Below are 17605 nucleotides of genomic sequence, written 5' to 3' on the forward strand. Positions count from 1 at the left end.
AGATGGGGCACCGTGAAAAAGTTGCCGCTAAAAAGGTAAAAAAATGGCGTCTTCGGGTGGAAGACGCCATTTCTGTTTCTCGGGATGCCCCTTTTACGTTTAAGCCGCCTGATCCACGACCAGCGGGGTCAGGAAGCGCTTCATCTTCTTGAGCGCCCCTTCCTCGATCTGGCGCACCCGCTCCCGGGAGATGGAGAAGTGGTCGGCTATCTCCTGCAGGGTGAGCGGCTGGTCGGCCGCAACCCGGCGCTCGATGACGAAGCGCTCCTTCTCGTTCAGGTTCTCGAGCGCGCTCGCCACGGTCTGCTCCAGGATGGTGGTCTCCTGGCGCTCGGCCAGCATTTCCTCCTGGTTCTGGCGCAGGTCGGGGAGGCTCTCGAGGAAGGTCGCCCCCTCCCCTTCGAACATCTCCACGTCCAGCGAGAGTTCGCCCCTCAGGCGCTGTTCCATCTCCTGCGCCTCGGCATCCTTCACGTCCAGCGAGATGGCCGCGGCATGCAGGTCCCCTTCGCCGGTCATGTTGATAATCGCCTGCTTGGCCTGGTTCAGCTTGAAGAAGAGCTTCCTCTGCGCCTGGGTGGTGCCGATCTTCAAAAGGCTCCAGGCGGAGATGATGTGATTCTGGATGTACGCCCTGATCCACCACACGGCATACGAGATGAGACGTACCCCCTTGGCGGGATCGAACTTCCTGACGGCCATCATCAGGCCGACGTTCCCCTCCTGGATCAGGTCCAGCATCTTCATGCCGTAGGAGCGGTACTCCCCGGCGATCTTCACGACGAACCTGAGGTTGGAGGTGATCAGCTTGTGAGCCGCCTCCAGGTCCCCCTCGTCCCGAAACCTGCAGGCCAGATCCATCTCCTCATCCGCCGACAGAAGCGGAAAACGGTTGATTTCCGTGAGGTACAGGGTAAGGCTGTCTATAGGTACCGGCATTGCGTGCGTCATGTTGGTCTCTCCCTTGTGAGTGCTGGTTTTGCCTCCTGCTTGTTAGCACTCTCCACTCTTGAGCGCTAATAAATATAGCAAGTGCCATGTAAAAAATCAAGGGGATGTCCCGATAATATGCGGGGTTAAATTACTTGCACGCCCCGCAGTTAATGTGGTAAACGAAAAGTTCGAAATAAAGCGACGCCTGGCGCCGAAAAACCGGAGGTTCTGCCACATGGAGATCAGGGTAATACCGATTAGCGAGGGGGAGAAGAAGGCCAAGTATACAGACGAGTCGCAGCTCGGCTTCGGCAGGATTTTTACCGATTACATGCTGCTGGTCGAGTGGAAAGCGGGTCAGGGGTGGGTCGATGCGCGCATCAAGAAGTACGAGCCGTTCCAGATCGACCCCGCGGCGCTCGTTTTGCACTACGCGCAGGAAATCTTCGAAGGGCTCAAAGCCTACAAGTGGGCGGACGGCACCATCGCCCTGTTCCGCCCTGAGATGAATGCGCGCCGCTTCAACCACTCCGCCGACCGGCTCTGCATGCCCGAGGTCCCGGAAGAGCTTTTCGTGAAGGGGATCGAGCAGTTGGTGGCCCAGGAGAAGGCATGGGTCCCGGGGAGCGAGGGGACTTCGCTCTACATCCGTCCCGCCATGATCGCGGTGGAGCCGCACGTCGGCATCAAGCCCTCCGACCACTACTACTTCTACGTCATCCTCTCCCCGGTGGGCGCCTACTACGCCGCCGGCTTCAACCCCGTGAAGATCATGGTCGAGGACACGTACGTCCGCGCCACCCCCGGCGGCACCGGTGAAGCCAAGACCGGCGGGAACTACGCCAGCTCGTTGAAGGCGGGTCTCGAGGCCAAGAAGAAAGGGTACGACCAGGTGCTCTGGCTGGATGGCGTGCACAAGCGCTACATCGAGGAAGTGGGCTCCATGAACATGTTCTTCGCCTACGGCGACACCATCGTCACCGCCCCGCTGGAGGGGAGCATCCTGCACGGCATCACCCGCGACTCCGTGCTCACCCTGGCGAAGTCCCTGGGGCTCAAGATAGAGGAGCGCAGGATCGACGTGAACGACCTGATGCGGGACCTGAAGGCCGGCAAGATCACCGAAGCCTTCGGCAGCGGCACCGCCGCGGTGGTCACCCCCGTCGGCACCCTCTGCTATGCCGGTGAGACCGTCCAGGTCGGCGACGGCGGCGTCGGCAAGCACACCCAGACCCTGTACGACACCCTGACCGGCATTCAGACCGGCAAGATCGAAGACAAGTTCGGCTGGATCAGAAAAGTAAAATAACCGACGTCTACGCAGAAGAAAAGGGGACAGGCTACTTTTAAGCCTGTCCCCTTTCACGTTTTCCCACCACGTTGTCCCTTCCCCGCGCGCATCCTATCGACATCCGCATCGCATGATCTTTCGCCACATCCACTCTCCCCTGGGAGAGGACAGGGTGAGGGTGTCGGCAGCTGCATTTTTTTCGCTTCGTGGCGACGCCCTCACCCGCCCGTTGGGCACCCTCTCCCCGAGGGAGAGGGGACTCGCCGAAGAGGACTAGCCGAAGAGGACTAGCCGAAGATCGACACGCCGCCACGTTTCAAAAGAGCTCCATCTGGCCGCTCAGCAGTTCGCCCGGAGCCGGCGCGACTTTGCCTGGCCCCTCGACTCCCTTCCAGGTCTGGCCCGCCCTGATCATTTCCTGGAGCCACTTCTTCGGGACCGACCGGTAGCGGCAACGCTTCAAGGCGCCCACGGTGATGGTGGCGGAGACCACGCCACGACGGATGCGCGGCACTATCTCCGTTATCTTGGCGATGAACAGGAAGCAGCGCGTGGCGTCTTTATGCTCGAGGAGGACCTCGTCACCGATCACGGCGAGGCAGATGGCGTGATGGCGCTTGTTATCCAGGAAGAAACTGACCGCGCATCCCGGCGTGGCCGCGACCGGCTTCGACAACTCGTCGGCGTCCCATACCAACTCCTCGCCGTCGTCCTGGTCATCATCGAGAACTTCGTCTGGATCTTCGCCATAGAACAGATGCTCGTCGGCCGCCAGATCGAGGTCGTCATCCAGCTCGTCATCAGCCGCCAGGTCGAGTTCGGCCTCGGCATCCAGATACTCTTTCTCGCCAACTCCGTTATCCTTGCGATTCACCTTTGCCAACTCCGCTCCCCTGCAAAGCCTCTCAACGCCGTTACCAGCACCTGCCGGATCTTGTCCGCCCGTTCTGAACTGCGGCTTTCTTACGCTGCCGGATAATGCCATATCTTGTCGCGCACTACAAGCCTTGCCACGATGGTCGTTTCTCCGTCGGGCCGGGTTACGCCAGGCTAAAAACCGTCGACTACCTTGACACACCTCCCTCCCCTCCCTATCTTCTTTTAAGACTTAGGAGGAAACCCATGATCAGACCTGAGAAAATGACCGTGAAGACCCAGGAAGCGATTGCGACGGCGCACGAAAACGCCCTCGCCATGTCGGCTCCCAGCATTGAAGCCGAGCACCTTTTGCTCGCCCTCATCAACCAGGAAGGTGGCTTCGTGCCCGACCTCATCAAGAAGATCGGCGCTCCCCTGCCGCGCCTGCGCGAGAGCGTGGACGAGGTGCTCAAACGCCTGCCGAAGGTGACCGGCGGTGCGCAGGTCGGGCTCTCGGCTGCCCTCAACCGCGTCCTGGACCAGGCCCAGAAGGAAGCGGATGCGATGCACGATTCGTTCGTGTCCACGGAACACCTGCTGCTGGCGCTGGTCGCTTCCAAGGACACCCCGAGTGGCAGGCTCCTGAGCCAGAACGGCGTGACCCGCGACGGCATTTTGTCCGCCCTCAAGGAATTGCGCGGAGGCGAGGCGGTCAACGAGCAGGACCCGGAACAGAAATACCAGGCGCTGGCGAAATACTGCCGAGACCTGACCGACTTGGCCCGCCAAGGCAAACTCGACCCGGTGATCGGGCGCGACGACGAGATCCGCCGCGTGCTCCAGGTGCTGTCCCGCCGCACCAAGAATAACCCGGTCCTGATCGGCGAGCCTGGGGTCGGCAAGACCGCCATCGCCGAAGGGCTTGCCCAGCGCATCGTCTCCGGCGACGTACCCGAGACGCTCAAGGACAAGGTGGTCATGGCGCTCGACATGGGGGCCCTCATCGCCGGCGCCAAGTACCGCGGCGAATTCGAGGAGCGGCTCAAGGCCGTGATCAAGGAGGTTGCGCGCTCGGAGGGCAAGATCATCCTCTTCATCGACGAGATGCACACCCTGGTCGGCGCAGGTGCCGCGGAAGGCGCCATGGACGCGTCGAACATGCTGAAGCCCGCCCTCGCCCGCGGCGAATTGCACTGCATCGGTGCCACCACACTGAACGAATACCGAAAGCACATCGAAAAGGACGCCGCCCTCGAGCGGCGCTTCCAGCAGGTCTACGCCGGGGAGCCGAGCGTGGAGGAGACCATCTCCATCCTGCGCGGCCTGAAGGAGAAGTACGAAAACTACCACAAGATCCAGATCAAGGACTCCGCCATCATCGCAGCCGCGACCCTTTCCGACCGCTACATCACGGACCGGTTCCTCCCGGACAAGGCGATCGACCTGATCGACGAGGCAGCCTCCCGGCTGAGGATCGAGCTCGATTCGAAACCGACGGAGATCGACGAGATCGACCGGCGTGTCATCCAGCTCCAGATAGAGCGCGAGGCGATGCTCCGCGAGCATGATCCGAAGTCGCTTGAAAGGCTCAAGAAGCTTGAAGAGGAACTTGCCGCGCTAAAGGCGCAGTCCGACGAACTGAACAGCCACTGGAAAAGGGAAACGAACATCCTGGCCGAGTTGGGCGAGCTGAAGCAGCGCAAGGAGAACAAGGCTGAAGAGGCGAAGCGCGCCGAACGCGACGGCCTTCTGGCCCGGACCGCCGAGATCCGCTACGGCGAAATCCCCGCCATCGAAAAGGAGATCGAGGACAAGCGCCTCACCCTGGAACAGATCCAGAAGGAAGGGAAGATGCTTCCCGAAGAGGTGGATGCCGAGATGGTGGCCGAAGTGGTCGCCAAGTGGACCGGCATCCCGGTGAACCGGATGCTGGAAACCGAGAGCGAGAAGCTCGTGCGCATGGAAGAGCGACTGAAAAGCCGGGTGGTGGGCCAGAACGAGGCGCTCACCCTGGTCGCCAACGCCGTGCGCCGCGCCAGAAGCGGCCTCTCCGACCCCAACCGTCCCATCGGCTCCTTCATCTTCCTCGGGCCGACCGGGGTCGGCAAGACCGAGACGGCACGCGCCCTCGCGTCATTCCTTTTCGACGACGACCAGGCCATCGTGCGCATCGACATGAGCGAATACCAGGAGAAGCACACGGTGGCCCGCCTGATCGGAGCCCCTCCGGGATACGTGGGGTACGAGGAGGGGGGGCAACTCACCGAGGCGGTGCGACGCCGTCCCTACTGCATCGTGCTCTTCGACGAGATCGAAAAGGCGCATCCCGAGGTGTTCAACGTCTTCCTGCAGATCCTAGACGATGGCAGGCTCACCGACGGGCAGGGAAGGACGGTCGACTTCAAGAACTCGGTGATCATCATGACCAGCAACCTGGGATCCCAGTGGATTCAGCAGTACGGCGCCACCGATTACGCGAAGATGCAGTCCGAGGTCATGGAGACGCTCCGCGAAGCCTTCAAGCCCGAGTTCCTGAACCGCGTCGATGAGATCGTCATCTACCACGCGCTTCCTCTGGAGCGCATCAAGGAGATCGTTTCCATTCAGCTGCAGTCGCTGACCAAACGGCTTGAGGAAAAGAGCATCGGCCTCGAGGTCACCGAGCAGGCCCGCGAATTCCTGGCCCGGGAGGGATACGACCCGGCTTACGGCGCGCGCCCCCTGAAACGCGCCCTGCAGCGCAAAATCCAGGACCCGCTGGCGCTCATGCTGCTGGAAGGGAAATTCGGCCCCGGCGACACGGTCGGCGTCGATGTGGCGGGAGACGGGACAACACTGGTCATCGCCAGGAAGCAGTGAATACAATAAGCAAAAATTAACAAATTGATATTTTGTCCTTAAGCTGCTATTGTACGCGGCGCAAAGCTTCAGTTTTGCGCCGCTCAAGCGGCATTTCGATGCGGGGGAGAGTTTGCATGAAGCGTTATTCCACCATTATGTCCGTCCTCGTCACGCTGGCACTGCCGGTGGCCGGGACCTGTGCTGACGCACCGAAGGCACCCGAGAAGGCTGATGCCAAGGTCGAAGCGGTCGCGGCGCCGAAAGCTGCCGAGAAGGCCGAGGTCAAAGCCGACACCGCTGCCAAGGCACCCGAAAAAGCCGAGTCGAAAGTCGAAGCCATCCAGAAGAGCATGTCCAAGAGCGGCCATTCCATGATGATGGGCGGCGCGGCTCCCGCCGAAGCAGGGGCGGCCGAGGTGAACGCCAACCCGACCGGCAAGGTCATCGAGACCATGGCAGGCGGCGGCTACACCTACGCAAATCTCGAAGTCGCCGACGGCACCAAGACCTGGGTTGCCTACCCGGTCCTCGAAACCCGCGTTGGCGATACGCTTACCTTCCAGGGCTGCATGCCGATGAACAAGTTCCAGAGCAAGACCCTGAACCGCACGTTCGAACTCATCCTGTTCTGCAACGCGCCGGAAGTGAAGGGTGCAGCTGCCAAGCCGGCCAAAGAAGCCAAAAAGGCCGCCCCCGGCGAGAAGATCAAGGTAGAGAAAGCAGCCGGCGCCAACGCCTACACCGTGGAGGAGATCTTCACCAAGCGCGGCTCCCTGAACGGAAAGCAGGTCGTAGTGCGCGGCCAGGTGGTGAAGGTCGCCAACGGTATCATGAACAAGAACTGGCTGCACCTGCAGGACGGCACCGGTAACGACAAGAAGAAGACCAACGACCTCGTCGTGACCACTACCGACAACGCGGAAGAGGGCGATGTAATCACCGTTTCCGGCACCCTCGCCAAGGACAAGGACTTCGGCGGCGGCTACAAGTACACCGCCATCATCGAGAAGGGGAGCGTGAAGAAGTAACACGCGCCGCGCTCAAGTAAGGAAAGGCCCTCCGTCCACACGGAGGGCCTTTTTTAATAGTTCGGCGCAGAAGCGCCAACGGCTGCCCTTTCGAACTCTCCAGGGGAAATAACCATGTCCACCACCACTCTGCTGATCGCCCTCTACCTCACACGATTCGCGGCGGTCTGCCTGCTGCGCTACCTGAACCTGCGCCACCTTCGGCGCCACGGCGGCACAGTGCCGGAAGGGTTCGCGGACGCCGTCGACGCCGAGGCGCTCGCCAAATCCGCGAGCTACACGCTGGCGCAGAGCAGGCTGGCCCTGGTTGACTCCATCTACGACAGCGCCCTCCTGCTCATCTTCATGTTTACCCCGCTGCTACCGCTCTACGACAGCTGGATCGCATCGCTCACGGGCTCCTTCGTACTCCGGGGCGTGCTGTTCATGCTGGTCCTCACCATGATCCAGGAGGTTCTCGACATCCCCTTCTCGCTCTACAGCACCTTCCGCCTGGAGCGGCGCTACGGCTTCAACACCACCACCCCGGGACTGTGGCTTTCGGATCTTCTCAAGTCGACCCTGATCTCGGCCGCCCTCACCGCCATCGTGATCAGCGCTGCACTTCTGCTGGTCCGGCACTCGCCGGAGCTTTGGTGGCTCTGGGTCTGGGGTTTCTTCGCCATCTTCTCCATCGTCATGATCTACGCCTCACCGTACATCATCGAGCCGCTCTTCTCCAAGTTCGAGCCGCTCGGGGACCCGGAGTTGGAGGAGGAGATCCGCGAGATGCTGCAAAAGGCCGGCCTCAGGGTGAAGGACGTGCAGCAGATGGATGCTTCCCGCCGCAGCCTGCACTCCAACGCCTACTTCACCGGCATCGGCCGGGTGAAGCGGATCGTCCTCTACGACACGCTCCTCAAGCAGATGGAGCGCCCCGAGGTGCTCGCCATCCTTGCGCACGAGGCAGGGCACTGGAAGAAGGGACACATCTGGAAACGCCTGCTGCTCATGGAGGCTGCCGCGCTGGCACTCCTCTTCCTGGTGCACCAGGTTATCGCCTGGGGCGGGCTGCCGCAGCTCTTCGGTCTCCCGGAGGCGTCGTTTCTGGCCCAGATCCTCATGGTCAGTTTCATATTCTCCATCGTCTCCTTCCCGCTCACTCCCATCGGCTCGTGGCTTTCACGCCGCAACGAGTGGGAAGCCGACCGCTTCGCCGCCGACCTGTCCGGCGCCCCCGATGCACTCGCCTCTGCACTGGTGAAGCTTTCCACGGAGAACCTTTCAAACCTGCACCCGCACCCGCTCTACGCGGCCTTCTACTACAGCCATCCGCCGGTCGTGGACCGGGTGGCTACGCTGCGCGGCATGAAGACGGAGCGAGCGTCGGAATAATTAACACAACCTCATTGCGTGTTACATCTTGTTCTGGTATTTTTGTGAGGCCTAACGGCACAAGACCAGCAACAGGAGCCGATCGTAATGCGTCTGAACATCCTGATCACCGCCTCAGAAGCGGTCCCCTTCGCGAAGGAAGGGGGCTTGGCCGACGTGGTCGGCGCCCTCCCCAAGTACCTCGAAGCGCGCGGTCACGACGTCCGCGTGGTGATGCCCCGCTACTACAAGGTGGACCGCGAGCGCTACCAGCTGCGCCAACTCCCCGGCGTCCTGGTCGTTCCCATGGGGATCATCGGCAACATGTACTGTGGCGTGTACCAGGGGATCATGCCCGGCTCGAACGTCCCGATCTACTTCCTTGAGCATGAAGATTTCTACGGGCGCGATTCTCTCTACGAGAGAGACAACCAGGGGTACCTCGACAACGACAACCGCTTCATCTTCCTTTCCAAGGCGAGCCTCGAGCTCTGCAAGATGCTCCAGTTCCCCCCCGACCTGGTGCACGCGCACGACTGGCACACTGCTGCCGTGCCGGTGCTGATGAATACCTGGTACCGCCACGACCACCACCTCGCGCAGGCCGCCTCGCTGCTCACCATTCACAACATGCAGCACCAGGGGAGCTTCTACGAGGGGGCCATGGATGTTCTCGGCATCGGCTGGCACCACTTCACCTTCCTGGAACTGGAGATGGACAACCAGGTGAACCTGCTCAAGGGGGGGATCTACCACGCCACCATGCTGAACACGGTCAGCGAAGGTTACGCGAGAGAGATCCAGACCGCCGAGTACGGCTGGGGACTGGAAGGAGTGGTGCGCCAGCGCTCCGAGACACTCTCCGGCATCCTGAACGGCGTCGACTACCACGAATGGAATCCGGAAGAGGACCGCTTCCTCCCCGCGAACTTCAGCGCCCGGGACATGGGCGGCAAGGGCGTTTGCAAGAGGGAGTTGCAGCGCTCGCTCGGGCTTCCCGAGCGCGAGGACGTGCCGCTGATCGGCATGGTGTCACGCCTGGTGAAACAGAAGGGGATCGACGTGTTGGCGCAGGCACTGCCGCGACTTCTCGAACTCGACATCCAACTGGTTCTTCTCGGTGCGGGCGAGCCTTGGGCCCACTTCTATTTCGGCGGTGTTGCGGCGGACCGGCCCGATCGCTTCGCCTGCCGCATCGGCTACGACAACAGCCTGGCCCACCGCATCGAGGCCGGTTGCGATTTCTTCCTGATGCCTTCGGCTTTCGAACCCTGCGGCTTGAACCAGATGTACAGCATGCGCTACGGCACCCTTCCCATCGTGCGCGCGACCGGCGGACTGGACGACTCCGTGCAGAACTTCAACGCCGCAGAGCGCACCGGGGACGGCTTCAAGTTTTGGAACCCGGACGCCGGCGCGCTTTTCGACACGGTCGGCTGGGCAGTCCACACCTGGTATCACGATCCGGAAGGGATAGCGGCGTTGCGCCAAAACGCGATGGCAAAACGTTTCACCTGGGAGAATGCCGCCGAGAAGTACGAGCGGCTCTATCTGGAGGGAATAAAGAGGAAACTTGGCGAAGAGAAGTTGAGGCAGGCTATGGCAGAGAGAACTCCCGCAAGGGAAAAAGCATCGAGGGAGAAAAACGAAGGATACCAGCCCCAGGCGTAGCGACCGGACCAAACGGTTTAGACGCGGCTCCCGTCGGAATCTGCGCCCCCCCCCGCGCAACAAGCCATGCAGGAAATCATTAGCGATCACCTTCCCTACATCTACGCCAGTCGTGAAGCCCGCCGCGGCTCTGTCCGTGCGTAACAGCTCCCGTGCGCGCGGAATTTCACACTTCCGCCAAACAATTCACCATCGTCATGCGAAATAGTGCAATCCCAACTGGTTTTGCACTATTCCAAAGAAAATAGTGCAAACTAGTCCCGAGATCTCACTATTTCCAGCGGAATAGTGTTATTCCGGCTCAGGTTTGCACTATTCCACACGAAACAGTGCTATTCCGGACCAAGTTTGCACTATTCCAAACCAAATAGTGCTATTTCATCCAGGATTGTACTATTTCCGTCAGAATAGTGGAATTTCGTCCAGGATTGCACTATTCCGAACGAAACAGTACAAATTCCGGATCGTTTCTAGCGCAATCAATTTATTAATTAACAAAAAAGGCGCCCCGGGAAATCCGGGACGCCTTTTTCGCTTCAGCTAAAAGCCGGTGCTACATCTTGTTCAACAGCGGAACGATGAGCAGCGACACGATGTTGATGATCTTGATCATCGGGTTGACCGCCGGGCCGGCGGTGTCCTTGTACGGATCGCCTACGGTGTCGCCGGTAACGGCAGCCTTGTGGGCTTCGCTACCCTTGCCGCCGTGGTAGCCGTCCTCGATGTACTTCTTCGCGTTGTCCCAAGCGCCGCCGCCGGTGGTCATGGAGATGGCCACGAAGATACCGGTGACGATGGAGCCGACGATGACGCCACCCAGAGCCTTGGGGCCGAGGGTGAAGCCGACGACGATAGGGGCGAGGATCGGGATGAGGCCCGGGATAACCATCTCTTTGAGAGCGGTCTTGGTCACGATGTCGACGCAGGCGGCGTAGTCCGGCTTGCCGGTACCTTCCATGATGCCTGCGATAGTGCGGAACTGGCGACGGACTTCGTCGACGACCGCGCCGCCTGCTTTACCGACGGCTTCCATGCACATAGCGGCGAAGTAGTAGGGGAGCATGCCGCCTATGAAGAGACCGACGATGATCTTCGGATCGGAGAGGGAGAAGGTCTTGTCGGCGATGGTCAGCTCCTGGACATAGGAGGTGAACAGGATGATGGCCGCGAGACCTGCGGAGCCGATGGCGTAGCCCTTGGTGACCGCCTTGGTGGTGTTGCCGACCGCGTCGAGCGGGTCGGTGACGGCGCGAACGGAATCGTCCAGCTCGGCCATCTCGGCGATGCCGCCGGCGTTGTCGGTGATCGGGCCGTAGGCGTCCATGGCGACGACGATGCCGGTCAGGGAGAGCATGGAGACAGCGGCGATGGCGATGCCGTACACACCGGCGCAGTTGGATGCGACGATGATGCCCGCGGAGATGACGATGACCGGAAGAGCGGTGGACTTCATGGAGATGCCCAGGCCGGCGATGATGTTGGTGGCGTGGCCGGTCTTGGAAGCCTCGGCGATGTGCTTGACCGGGGCGAACTCGGTGGAGGTGTAGTACTCGGTGATCCAGAAGATGGCACCGGTAACGACCAGACCGACGATGGCGGAGATGAAGATGTTGGTCGAGGAGATGACCGCACCGTTGGCCTCGGCGAGGCCCTGCGGGAACATCTGCACGGTGACGAAGTAGAAGGCGATGCAGGCGATCACGCCGGAGGCGATGAGACCCTTGTAGAGAGCGCCCATGATCTTGCCGGAGGCGCCCAGCTTGACGAAGTAGGTGCCGATGATGGAGGCGATGATGGAGATGCCGCCCAGGATCAGCGGGTAGCTGACGGCGCCCGGGTTGCCGAAGCTGATTGCGCCCAGCAGCATGGCGGCGATCAGGGTAACGGCGTAGGTCTCGAAGAGGTCGGCAGCCATGCCGGCGCAGTCGCCGACGTTGTCGCCGACGTTGTCAGCGATAACTGCCGGGTTGCGGGGGTCGTCTTCAGGGATACCCGCTTCGACCTTGCCCACCAGGTCGGCGCCGACGTCAGCGCCCTTGGTGAAGATGCCGCCACCCAGACGGGCGAAGATGGAAATCAGCGAACCGCCGAAGCCGAGGCCGACCAGCTGGCTGACAACGTCCTTCACCGGAGCGCCCGGCATGACGGCCTGCAGGAACATGTAGTAGCCAGCCACGCCCAGAAGGCCCAGACCGACGACCAGCATGCCGGTGATGGCGCCGCCCTTGAAAGCGACGTTGAGAGCCTTGTGGATGCCGGACTTGGCAGCCTCGGTGGTCCTCACGTTGGCGCGTACCGAGACGAACATCCCGATGAAGCCGGTGAGGCCGGAGAAGACTGCACCGACCAGGAAGCCGACTGCGGTCATCCAGCCAAGGGAGGCGAAGAGAGCCACGAACATGGCAACGCCCACCACCGCGATGATGGTGTACTGACGCTTCATGTAGGCGCCGGCGCCTTCCTGGATCGCGGCTGCGATCTGCTTCATCCGCTCGTTACCCTGGGGCAGCCCCAGGATCCACTGGGCCGAGATGAGGCCGTAGGCGACTGCTGCCGCGGCACAGACCAGGGCGAAGACTACTGCATACTGTTCCATTGAAAAAATTCCTCCTATTTGGATATGCCTCAAAAAAGGCGTGCCTTCCAACACAGTCATAAAAACGGGTGATTGTTATCGAAAACGCCCCGTTTTGTCAATCTAATTCATATCCACGCTGGACTATTCTTAAAATATTTTTATCAATTCCGCGTATACTTCCCCACTACCACACATACGTCTGCTCCGGCAGAACCTGACCTGCCCGACCGGAGTGAGGGTGTGACAACCCCCGGGTGCCCTGTAGGGGCGAATAATCATTCGCCCGCCCCTCGCCCTGCGAGAGAGTCAGCTTGTCCACATCTAAGCCAGTCACTTCAATTCCTTATCCAACCAGTTGGATCTGGTAAACAGTTGCGTATCGGAGGTCGAATATGTATCATAACCCGATGCTCGAGCTTAAATGCGGCGACAACAGCTATCCTCTGCAGCTTGCCCCGGAACATCTCCTTTCCGTGCTGAGCCCCCGCCCTATCCAGCGGCAGGGGACGCCGGTCGAGTTGATCGAGCGCGCTCTCGACAGCTGCGCCGGTTCCCTGGCGAGTTTTGCCTCCGGCGACCGTGTGGTCATCGTCACCTCCGACGTGACCCGTCCCACCGGGAGCGAGATCTACCTTCCCCTGTTGGTCTCCCGGCTGAACTCCGTCGGCATAAAGGATCGCGATATAGAGATCCTCATCGCGCTGGGGATCCACCGCAAGCAGACCCCGGCGGAGCACAAGAGGATCGTGGGAGAGTTGTACGGCAGGATTAAGGTGACCGATCACGACTGCGACGACCCCGGCGAACTGGTCTATCTCGGCGACACCATGAGGGGCGTGCCGGTGGAAGTGAACCGCCGGGTTACCGAGGCGGACCGGGTCATCCTGACCGGAGCCGTCACCTTCCACTACTTCGCGGGTTTCGGCGGCGGCCGCAAGAGCATCCTCCCCGGCGTCTCCAGCCGCAAGAGCTGCATGGCGAGCCACTTCTCCCTGTTGAACCCGGAAGAGGGTGGCGGCAGACACCCGAAGGCGGTTACCGGGAGCCTCGATGGGAACCCGGTGCACGAAGCCATGCTGGAGGCCTGCGGGATGGTGGCACCCGACTTCGTCCTGAACACCGCCCTCGGCCCGGACAAACATATCATCGCCGCCTTCGCCGGTGAGTGGCGCGACGCGCACCTCTGCGGGTGCCGTTTCTACAAAGACACGTTTTCCGCGCCGATCGACGAGAAGGGAGACCTGGTCGTCGTGTCCTGCGGGGGGTTCCCCAAGGACATCAACCTGATCCAGGCGCACAAGTCGATGGAATACGCCAGCCGCGCCCTCAAGCCCGGCGGTGTCATGATCCTGTTGGCCGAATGCCGCGACGGCTACGGAAACGCCACTTTCTTCAACTGGTTCGGCCATGAAACCTGCGCCGAACTGGAGTCCGCTCTCAGGAAGCGCTACGAGATAAACGGCCAGACCGCGTGGTCGGTCAAGGAGAAGGCGGAACGCTTCAGGATCGTGCTGGTATCCAAGCTTCCGGCGGAAGAGGTGCGCACCATGGGGATGATTCCCGCCACGACGCTCGACGAGGCGCTGCAACTCGCGCTCCCCATGCTGCCGGACCGCTACCAGGCCTACCTGATCCCGGAGGGGGGGACGGTACTGCCGGTTATGCAGACCTGATCAAGAAAACCGCGCCCAACGTCCCCGCCCCCGCCTGCGGACCGAAGCCCTGCGATGGGCAAAGGCCCGGAGGGGGAGGTACAGGGAGGGGGCTGCCGTTTGATGCCCCCACCCGACCTCCCCCCCTCCTGGGGGAGGAGCAATTGACGAAAGGAAATTATTAGATGCTAGACGCACGCACCCTTCAGCAACTCACCGACATCGTCGGAGCCGACAACATCGCCACCGGCGCGCAGGACCTGATCTGCTACGGCTACGATGCCACGCAGATGGAATTCCTCCCGGACGCCGTGGTGCACCCGGAGAGCGCCGAGCAGGTCTCCCGGATCCTGCAGCTCGCCAACAAGGAGAACGTCCCGGTCTTCCCGAGAGGGGCCGGTAGCGGCTTCACCGGCGGAGCCCTCCCCAAAGGGGGGGGCGTGGTGCTGGTCACCACCAGGATGAACCGCATCCTCAGGATCGATACCGACAACCTCGTGGCCGAGGTGGAACCAGGCGTGGTCACCGAGACGTTCCAGATGGCGGTCGAGAAGCTGGGCCTTTTCTACCCCCCCGACCCGGCGTCGCTCAAGTTCTCCACCCTGGGTGGCAACGTCGCAGAATGCGCTGGCGGTCCGCGTGCCGTGAAGTACGGGGTCACCAAGGACTTCGTCATGGGACTCGAGGTGGTGCTCCCGACCGGCGCCATCATCCGCACCGGCGGTGAGACCGTGAAGGGGGTGGTCGGCTACGACCTGACCAAGCTCCTCTGCGGCTCCGAGGGAACACTCGGGATCATCACCAAGATCATCTTCAAGCTCCTCCCCTACCCGGACTCGAAGAAGACGATGCTGACCGTGTTCGATTCCATCGACGGCGCGGCACGCGCGGTCTCCACCATCATCAAGAACAAGATCATCCCGACCACGCTGGAGTTCATGGACCACGCGACACTTACTTGCGTCGAGCGCCGCTTCAACCTGGGGATGCCGGAAAGCGCCCGCGCGGTGCTCCTGATCGAGGTGGACGGCGACCGGGACCTGATAGAGAAGCAGGCCGGGCAGATCCACAAGCTGATCGAGCCGCTGGGGCTGGTGCAGTTCCGGGTGGCCAAGGACGCAGCCGAAAGCGAGGAACTGTGGCGGGTGCGCCGCCTGGTGTCGCCGTCGTTGCGAGACGTGAACCCGGACAAGTTCAACGAGGACATCGTGGTCCCCAGGAGCAAGGTGCCGGACGTGATCCGTCGCATCGAGGTGATCCAGAAGCGTTACGACATCCCCATCGTCAACTTCGGGCATGCCGGCGACGGCAACATCCACGTCAACATCATGATCGACAAGAGCGTGCCGGGTCAGCTCGAGAAGGCGCATGAGGCGATCAAGGAAGTGTTCCAGGCGGCGCTGGACCTGGGGGGCACCATGTCCGGCGAGCACGGCGTCGGGCTCGCGAAGCAGCCCTATATCCCCCTGGAGCTGAACGCGGACCAGATAACCGCGATGAAGGCCATCAAGGCCGCCCTGGATCCGAACAACATCCTGAACCCCGGCAAGATGCTGCCGTAAGGAGCATTCGCAATGGACGCCCCCCCGGTTCACGAGGTCCATCGGCTCCACCGGGTTCGCAACCGGTAGCGGCATTCAAGGAAGAGAGAAACCAAGCATGACCAAGAAGCAAACCGACCCGCTCGAGCGGGTAGCTCAAGAGATGAAGAAATGCGTCAAGTGCGGCGCCTGCCGCGCCAACTGCCCCGCCTTCGGCACCTTCCAGCGCGAGCCGGCCACGGCGCGCGGCAAGGTGGCCCTGGCCCAGCACCTGGTGAAGGGGGACATCACCCTCGACGATGGCACCTATTCAGCCATGTCCAAGTGCCTTCTGTGCGGCAGCTGCGTCGACAAGTGCCCGAACCAGGTCCCCACCGACGAGATCGTCATCGCCGCCCGCGAGGCCCTGGCGCAGCGGCGCGGCCTCACCACCTTCCACAAGGCGGTGGGGCAGGTGATCAAGAACCGCAAGTTGATGAACTTCGGGGCGCTGGCCGCCGCCGTACTGGGACCGGTCTTCTTCCGCAAGATCCCCAGCACTTCGGGCCTCAGGCTCCGGTTCCCGATGCCGTTTTTGGGAGGCAGCCGTCACGTGCCCCAGATCGCCAAGAAGCCGTTTATGAAACGGCATCCCGAAATCATCAAGGGAGAGCCGGGCAAACCGACCATCGTATTCTTCGTGGGGTGCATGACCAACTTCGTCTATACCGAGATCGGTGAGGCGACGCTGGCGCTGTTCCGTCACCTGGGATGCACCGTGATCATCCCGCAGGGACAACAGTGCTGCGGCCTGCCGGGAATGTCCGGCGGCGACCTGGAGACGGTGCGCGAGCTGGCCGAGCAGAACCTGGCAGCCATCGAGAAACATGAGGCGGATTACGTGATGACCGCCTGCGCCACCTGCGGCGGCGCGCTGCACAAGCTCTACCCGCTGGTGATCGGAAAGAGAAACCCCGAACTGAAGGCGCGGCTCCAGGCGGTGGCGGATAAAACGGTGGATGCAGCGGTGCTGCTGCAAAAGCTTGGACTTCATCCGGAGGAGACCGGCACCGGCCAGAGGATGCGCGTCACCTACCACGACCCCTGCCACCACAGGACCGCCGGCATCGCGAAACAACCGCGCACCCTGCTCACGCAGACCCCTGGACTGGAGCTGATCGAGATGGACGGGGCCGACCGCTGCTGCGGGTTGGGGGGGACCTTCAACGTCTACCACTACGAGAGTTCCCTGGACATAAATGCCGGCAAGAGCAAGGCCATCATCGACACCGGTGCCGACGCCGTGGTCACCGGGTGCCCCGGCTGCATCATGCAACTCTCCGACGGCTTGAAACAAGCAGGAGATAAAACGAGGGTATTGCATACCGTCGAGCTTCTGGCCCGCAAAATCAGGCGCTGACAGGCAACCCCTGTCAGCCCCCTCCCCCCTTCTTTTTAGCCTCACTTTACAACCTTCCCTATTTCCAGCACTTTGCGTGTATACACGCTTTTTCTTATTGACAAAAGCCAAGCAAAACCTTATGAAGAGTACGCGCCTAAAAAGTAAAACAACAGTTCGTTTTACTACGCCTCATTAGCAGTCACGGCGCACCCAGGCCAGGTTAAATCAGCCCGAAATCGTATTTAGCCAAAATGAAATTTCAGGAACTGTCCGATACCCAAAGGACGATCCTTCTGCCCGGCCAAAAGAACCTTTCTTACCGATACAACCCCTTCAGATTCGCCAAATACCCGCAATAGAGCAGCATCCGTCCTCCGGCACACCAGGGTCCCGCACCCCCACGGCAACCGGCGGCCACCGTCTCCTTGCCCTCCAGATTCAGGGAGACTAAAAAAATCCTCCGCCAGGAGCACCCCTT

The 17605-nt window shown here is 61.4% G+C and carries 11 protein-coding genes; 8 read left to right on the top strand and 3 right to left on the bottom strand.

Going from position 1 to position 17605, the window contains the following annotated elements; genetic code table 11:
• Nucleotides 1–99 precede the first annotated feature (99 nt).
• The gene (rpoH, locus tag KP001_RS13355; protein ID WP_217286117.1) at nucleotides 100–951 is read right to left on the bottom strand and encodes an RNA polymerase sigma factor RpoH; all 852 of its coding nucleotides are present in this window, start codon (nucleotides 949–951) and stop codon (nucleotides 100–102) included.
• Nucleotides 952–1168: 217 nt separating this feature from the next.
• On the opposite strand from rpoH, the gene KP001_RS13360 reads away from it, so the two are divergent.
• Nucleotides 1169–2242: a branched-chain amino acid aminotransferase gene (locus KP001_RS13360; protein ID WP_217286118.1), complete on the top strand. Its 1074-nt coding sequence runs from the start codon at nucleotides 1169–1171 to the stop codon at nucleotides 2240–2242.
• Between the two features lie 298 nt (nucleotides 2243–2540).
• On the opposite strand, the gene KP001_RS13365 is transcribed toward KP001_RS13360, so the two are convergent.
• Complete coding sequence (locus KP001_RS13365; RefSeq protein ID WP_239027987.1) at nucleotides 2541–3098, bottom strand: hypothetical protein; 558 nt, start codon at nucleotides 3096–3098, stop codon at nucleotides 2541–2543.
• Nucleotides 3099–3346: 248 nt separating this feature from the next.
• On the opposite strand from KP001_RS13365, the gene clpB reads away from it, so the two are divergent.
• The 4 genes from clpB (at nucleotide 3347) to glgA (ending at nucleotide 9975) form a co-directional block, all read left to right on the top strand.
• Nucleotides 3347–5941: an ATP-dependent chaperone ClpB gene (gene clpB / locus KP001_RS13370; protein ID WP_217286120.1), complete on the top strand. Its 2595-nt coding sequence runs from the start codon at nucleotides 3347–3349 to the stop codon at nucleotides 5939–5941.
• A gap of 116 nt (nucleotides 5942–6057) precedes the next feature.
• Nucleotides 6058–6951, top strand: a complete 894-nt coding sequence (locus KP001_RS13375; RefSeq protein ID WP_217286121.1) for a DNA-binding protein — start codon at nucleotides 6058–6060, stop codon at nucleotides 6949–6951.
• Between the two features lie 114 nt (nucleotides 6952–7065).
• Nucleotides 7066–8325 carry a M48 family metallopeptidase gene (locus tag KP001_RS13380; protein ID WP_217286122.1) on the top strand — a complete coding sequence of 420 codons (1260 nt, stop codon included), beginning with the start codon at nucleotides 7066–7068 and terminating at the stop codon, nucleotides 8323–8325.
• 87 nt (nucleotides 8326–8412) lie between these two features.
• The gene (glgA, locus tag KP001_RS13385) at nucleotides 8413–9975 is read left to right on the top strand and encodes a glycogen synthase GlgA (RefSeq protein WP_217286123.1); all 1563 of its coding nucleotides are present in this window, start codon (nucleotides 8413–8415) and stop codon (nucleotides 9973–9975) included.
• 553 nt (nucleotides 9976–10528) lie between these two features.
• Here glgA and KP001_RS13390 read toward each other — a convergent pair.
• Nucleotides 10529–12571, bottom strand: coding sequence for a sodium-translocating pyrophosphatase (locus tag KP001_RS13390; protein WP_217286124.1), 2043 nt, complete (start codon nucleotides 12569–12571; stop codon nucleotides 10529–10531).
• 374 nt (nucleotides 12572–12945) lie between these two features.
• On the opposite strand from KP001_RS13390, the gene KP001_RS13395 reads away from it, so the two are divergent.
• The 3 genes from KP001_RS13395 (at nucleotide 12946) to KP001_RS13405 (ending at nucleotide 17145) form a co-directional block, all read left to right on the top strand.
• The gene (locus KP001_RS13395) at nucleotides 12946–14226 is read left to right on the top strand and encodes a nickel-dependent lactate racemase family protein (RefSeq protein ID WP_217286125.1); all 1281 of its coding nucleotides are present in this window, start codon (nucleotides 12946–12948) and stop codon (nucleotides 14224–14226) included.
• A gap of 164 nt (nucleotides 14227–14390) precedes the next feature.
• Entirely contained in the window at nucleotides 14391–15767 is a 1377-nt protein-coding gene (locus tag KP001_RS13400; RefSeq protein ID WP_217286126.1) for an FAD-binding oxidoreductase, read from the top strand.
• Between the two features lie 97 nt (nucleotides 15768–15864).
• Nucleotides 15865–17145, top strand: a complete 1281-nt coding sequence (locus tag KP001_RS13405; RefSeq protein ID WP_217286127.1) for a (Fe-S)-binding protein — start codon at nucleotides 15865–15867, stop codon at nucleotides 17143–17145.
• The last annotated feature ends 460 nt before the right edge of the window (nucleotides 17146–17605 follow it).

The organism is Geomonas subterranea, from assembly GCF_019063845.1.
GTDB classification, from domain to species: domain Bacteria; phylum Desulfobacterota; class Desulfuromonadia; order Geobacterales; family Geobacteraceae; genus Geomonas; species Geomonas subterranea.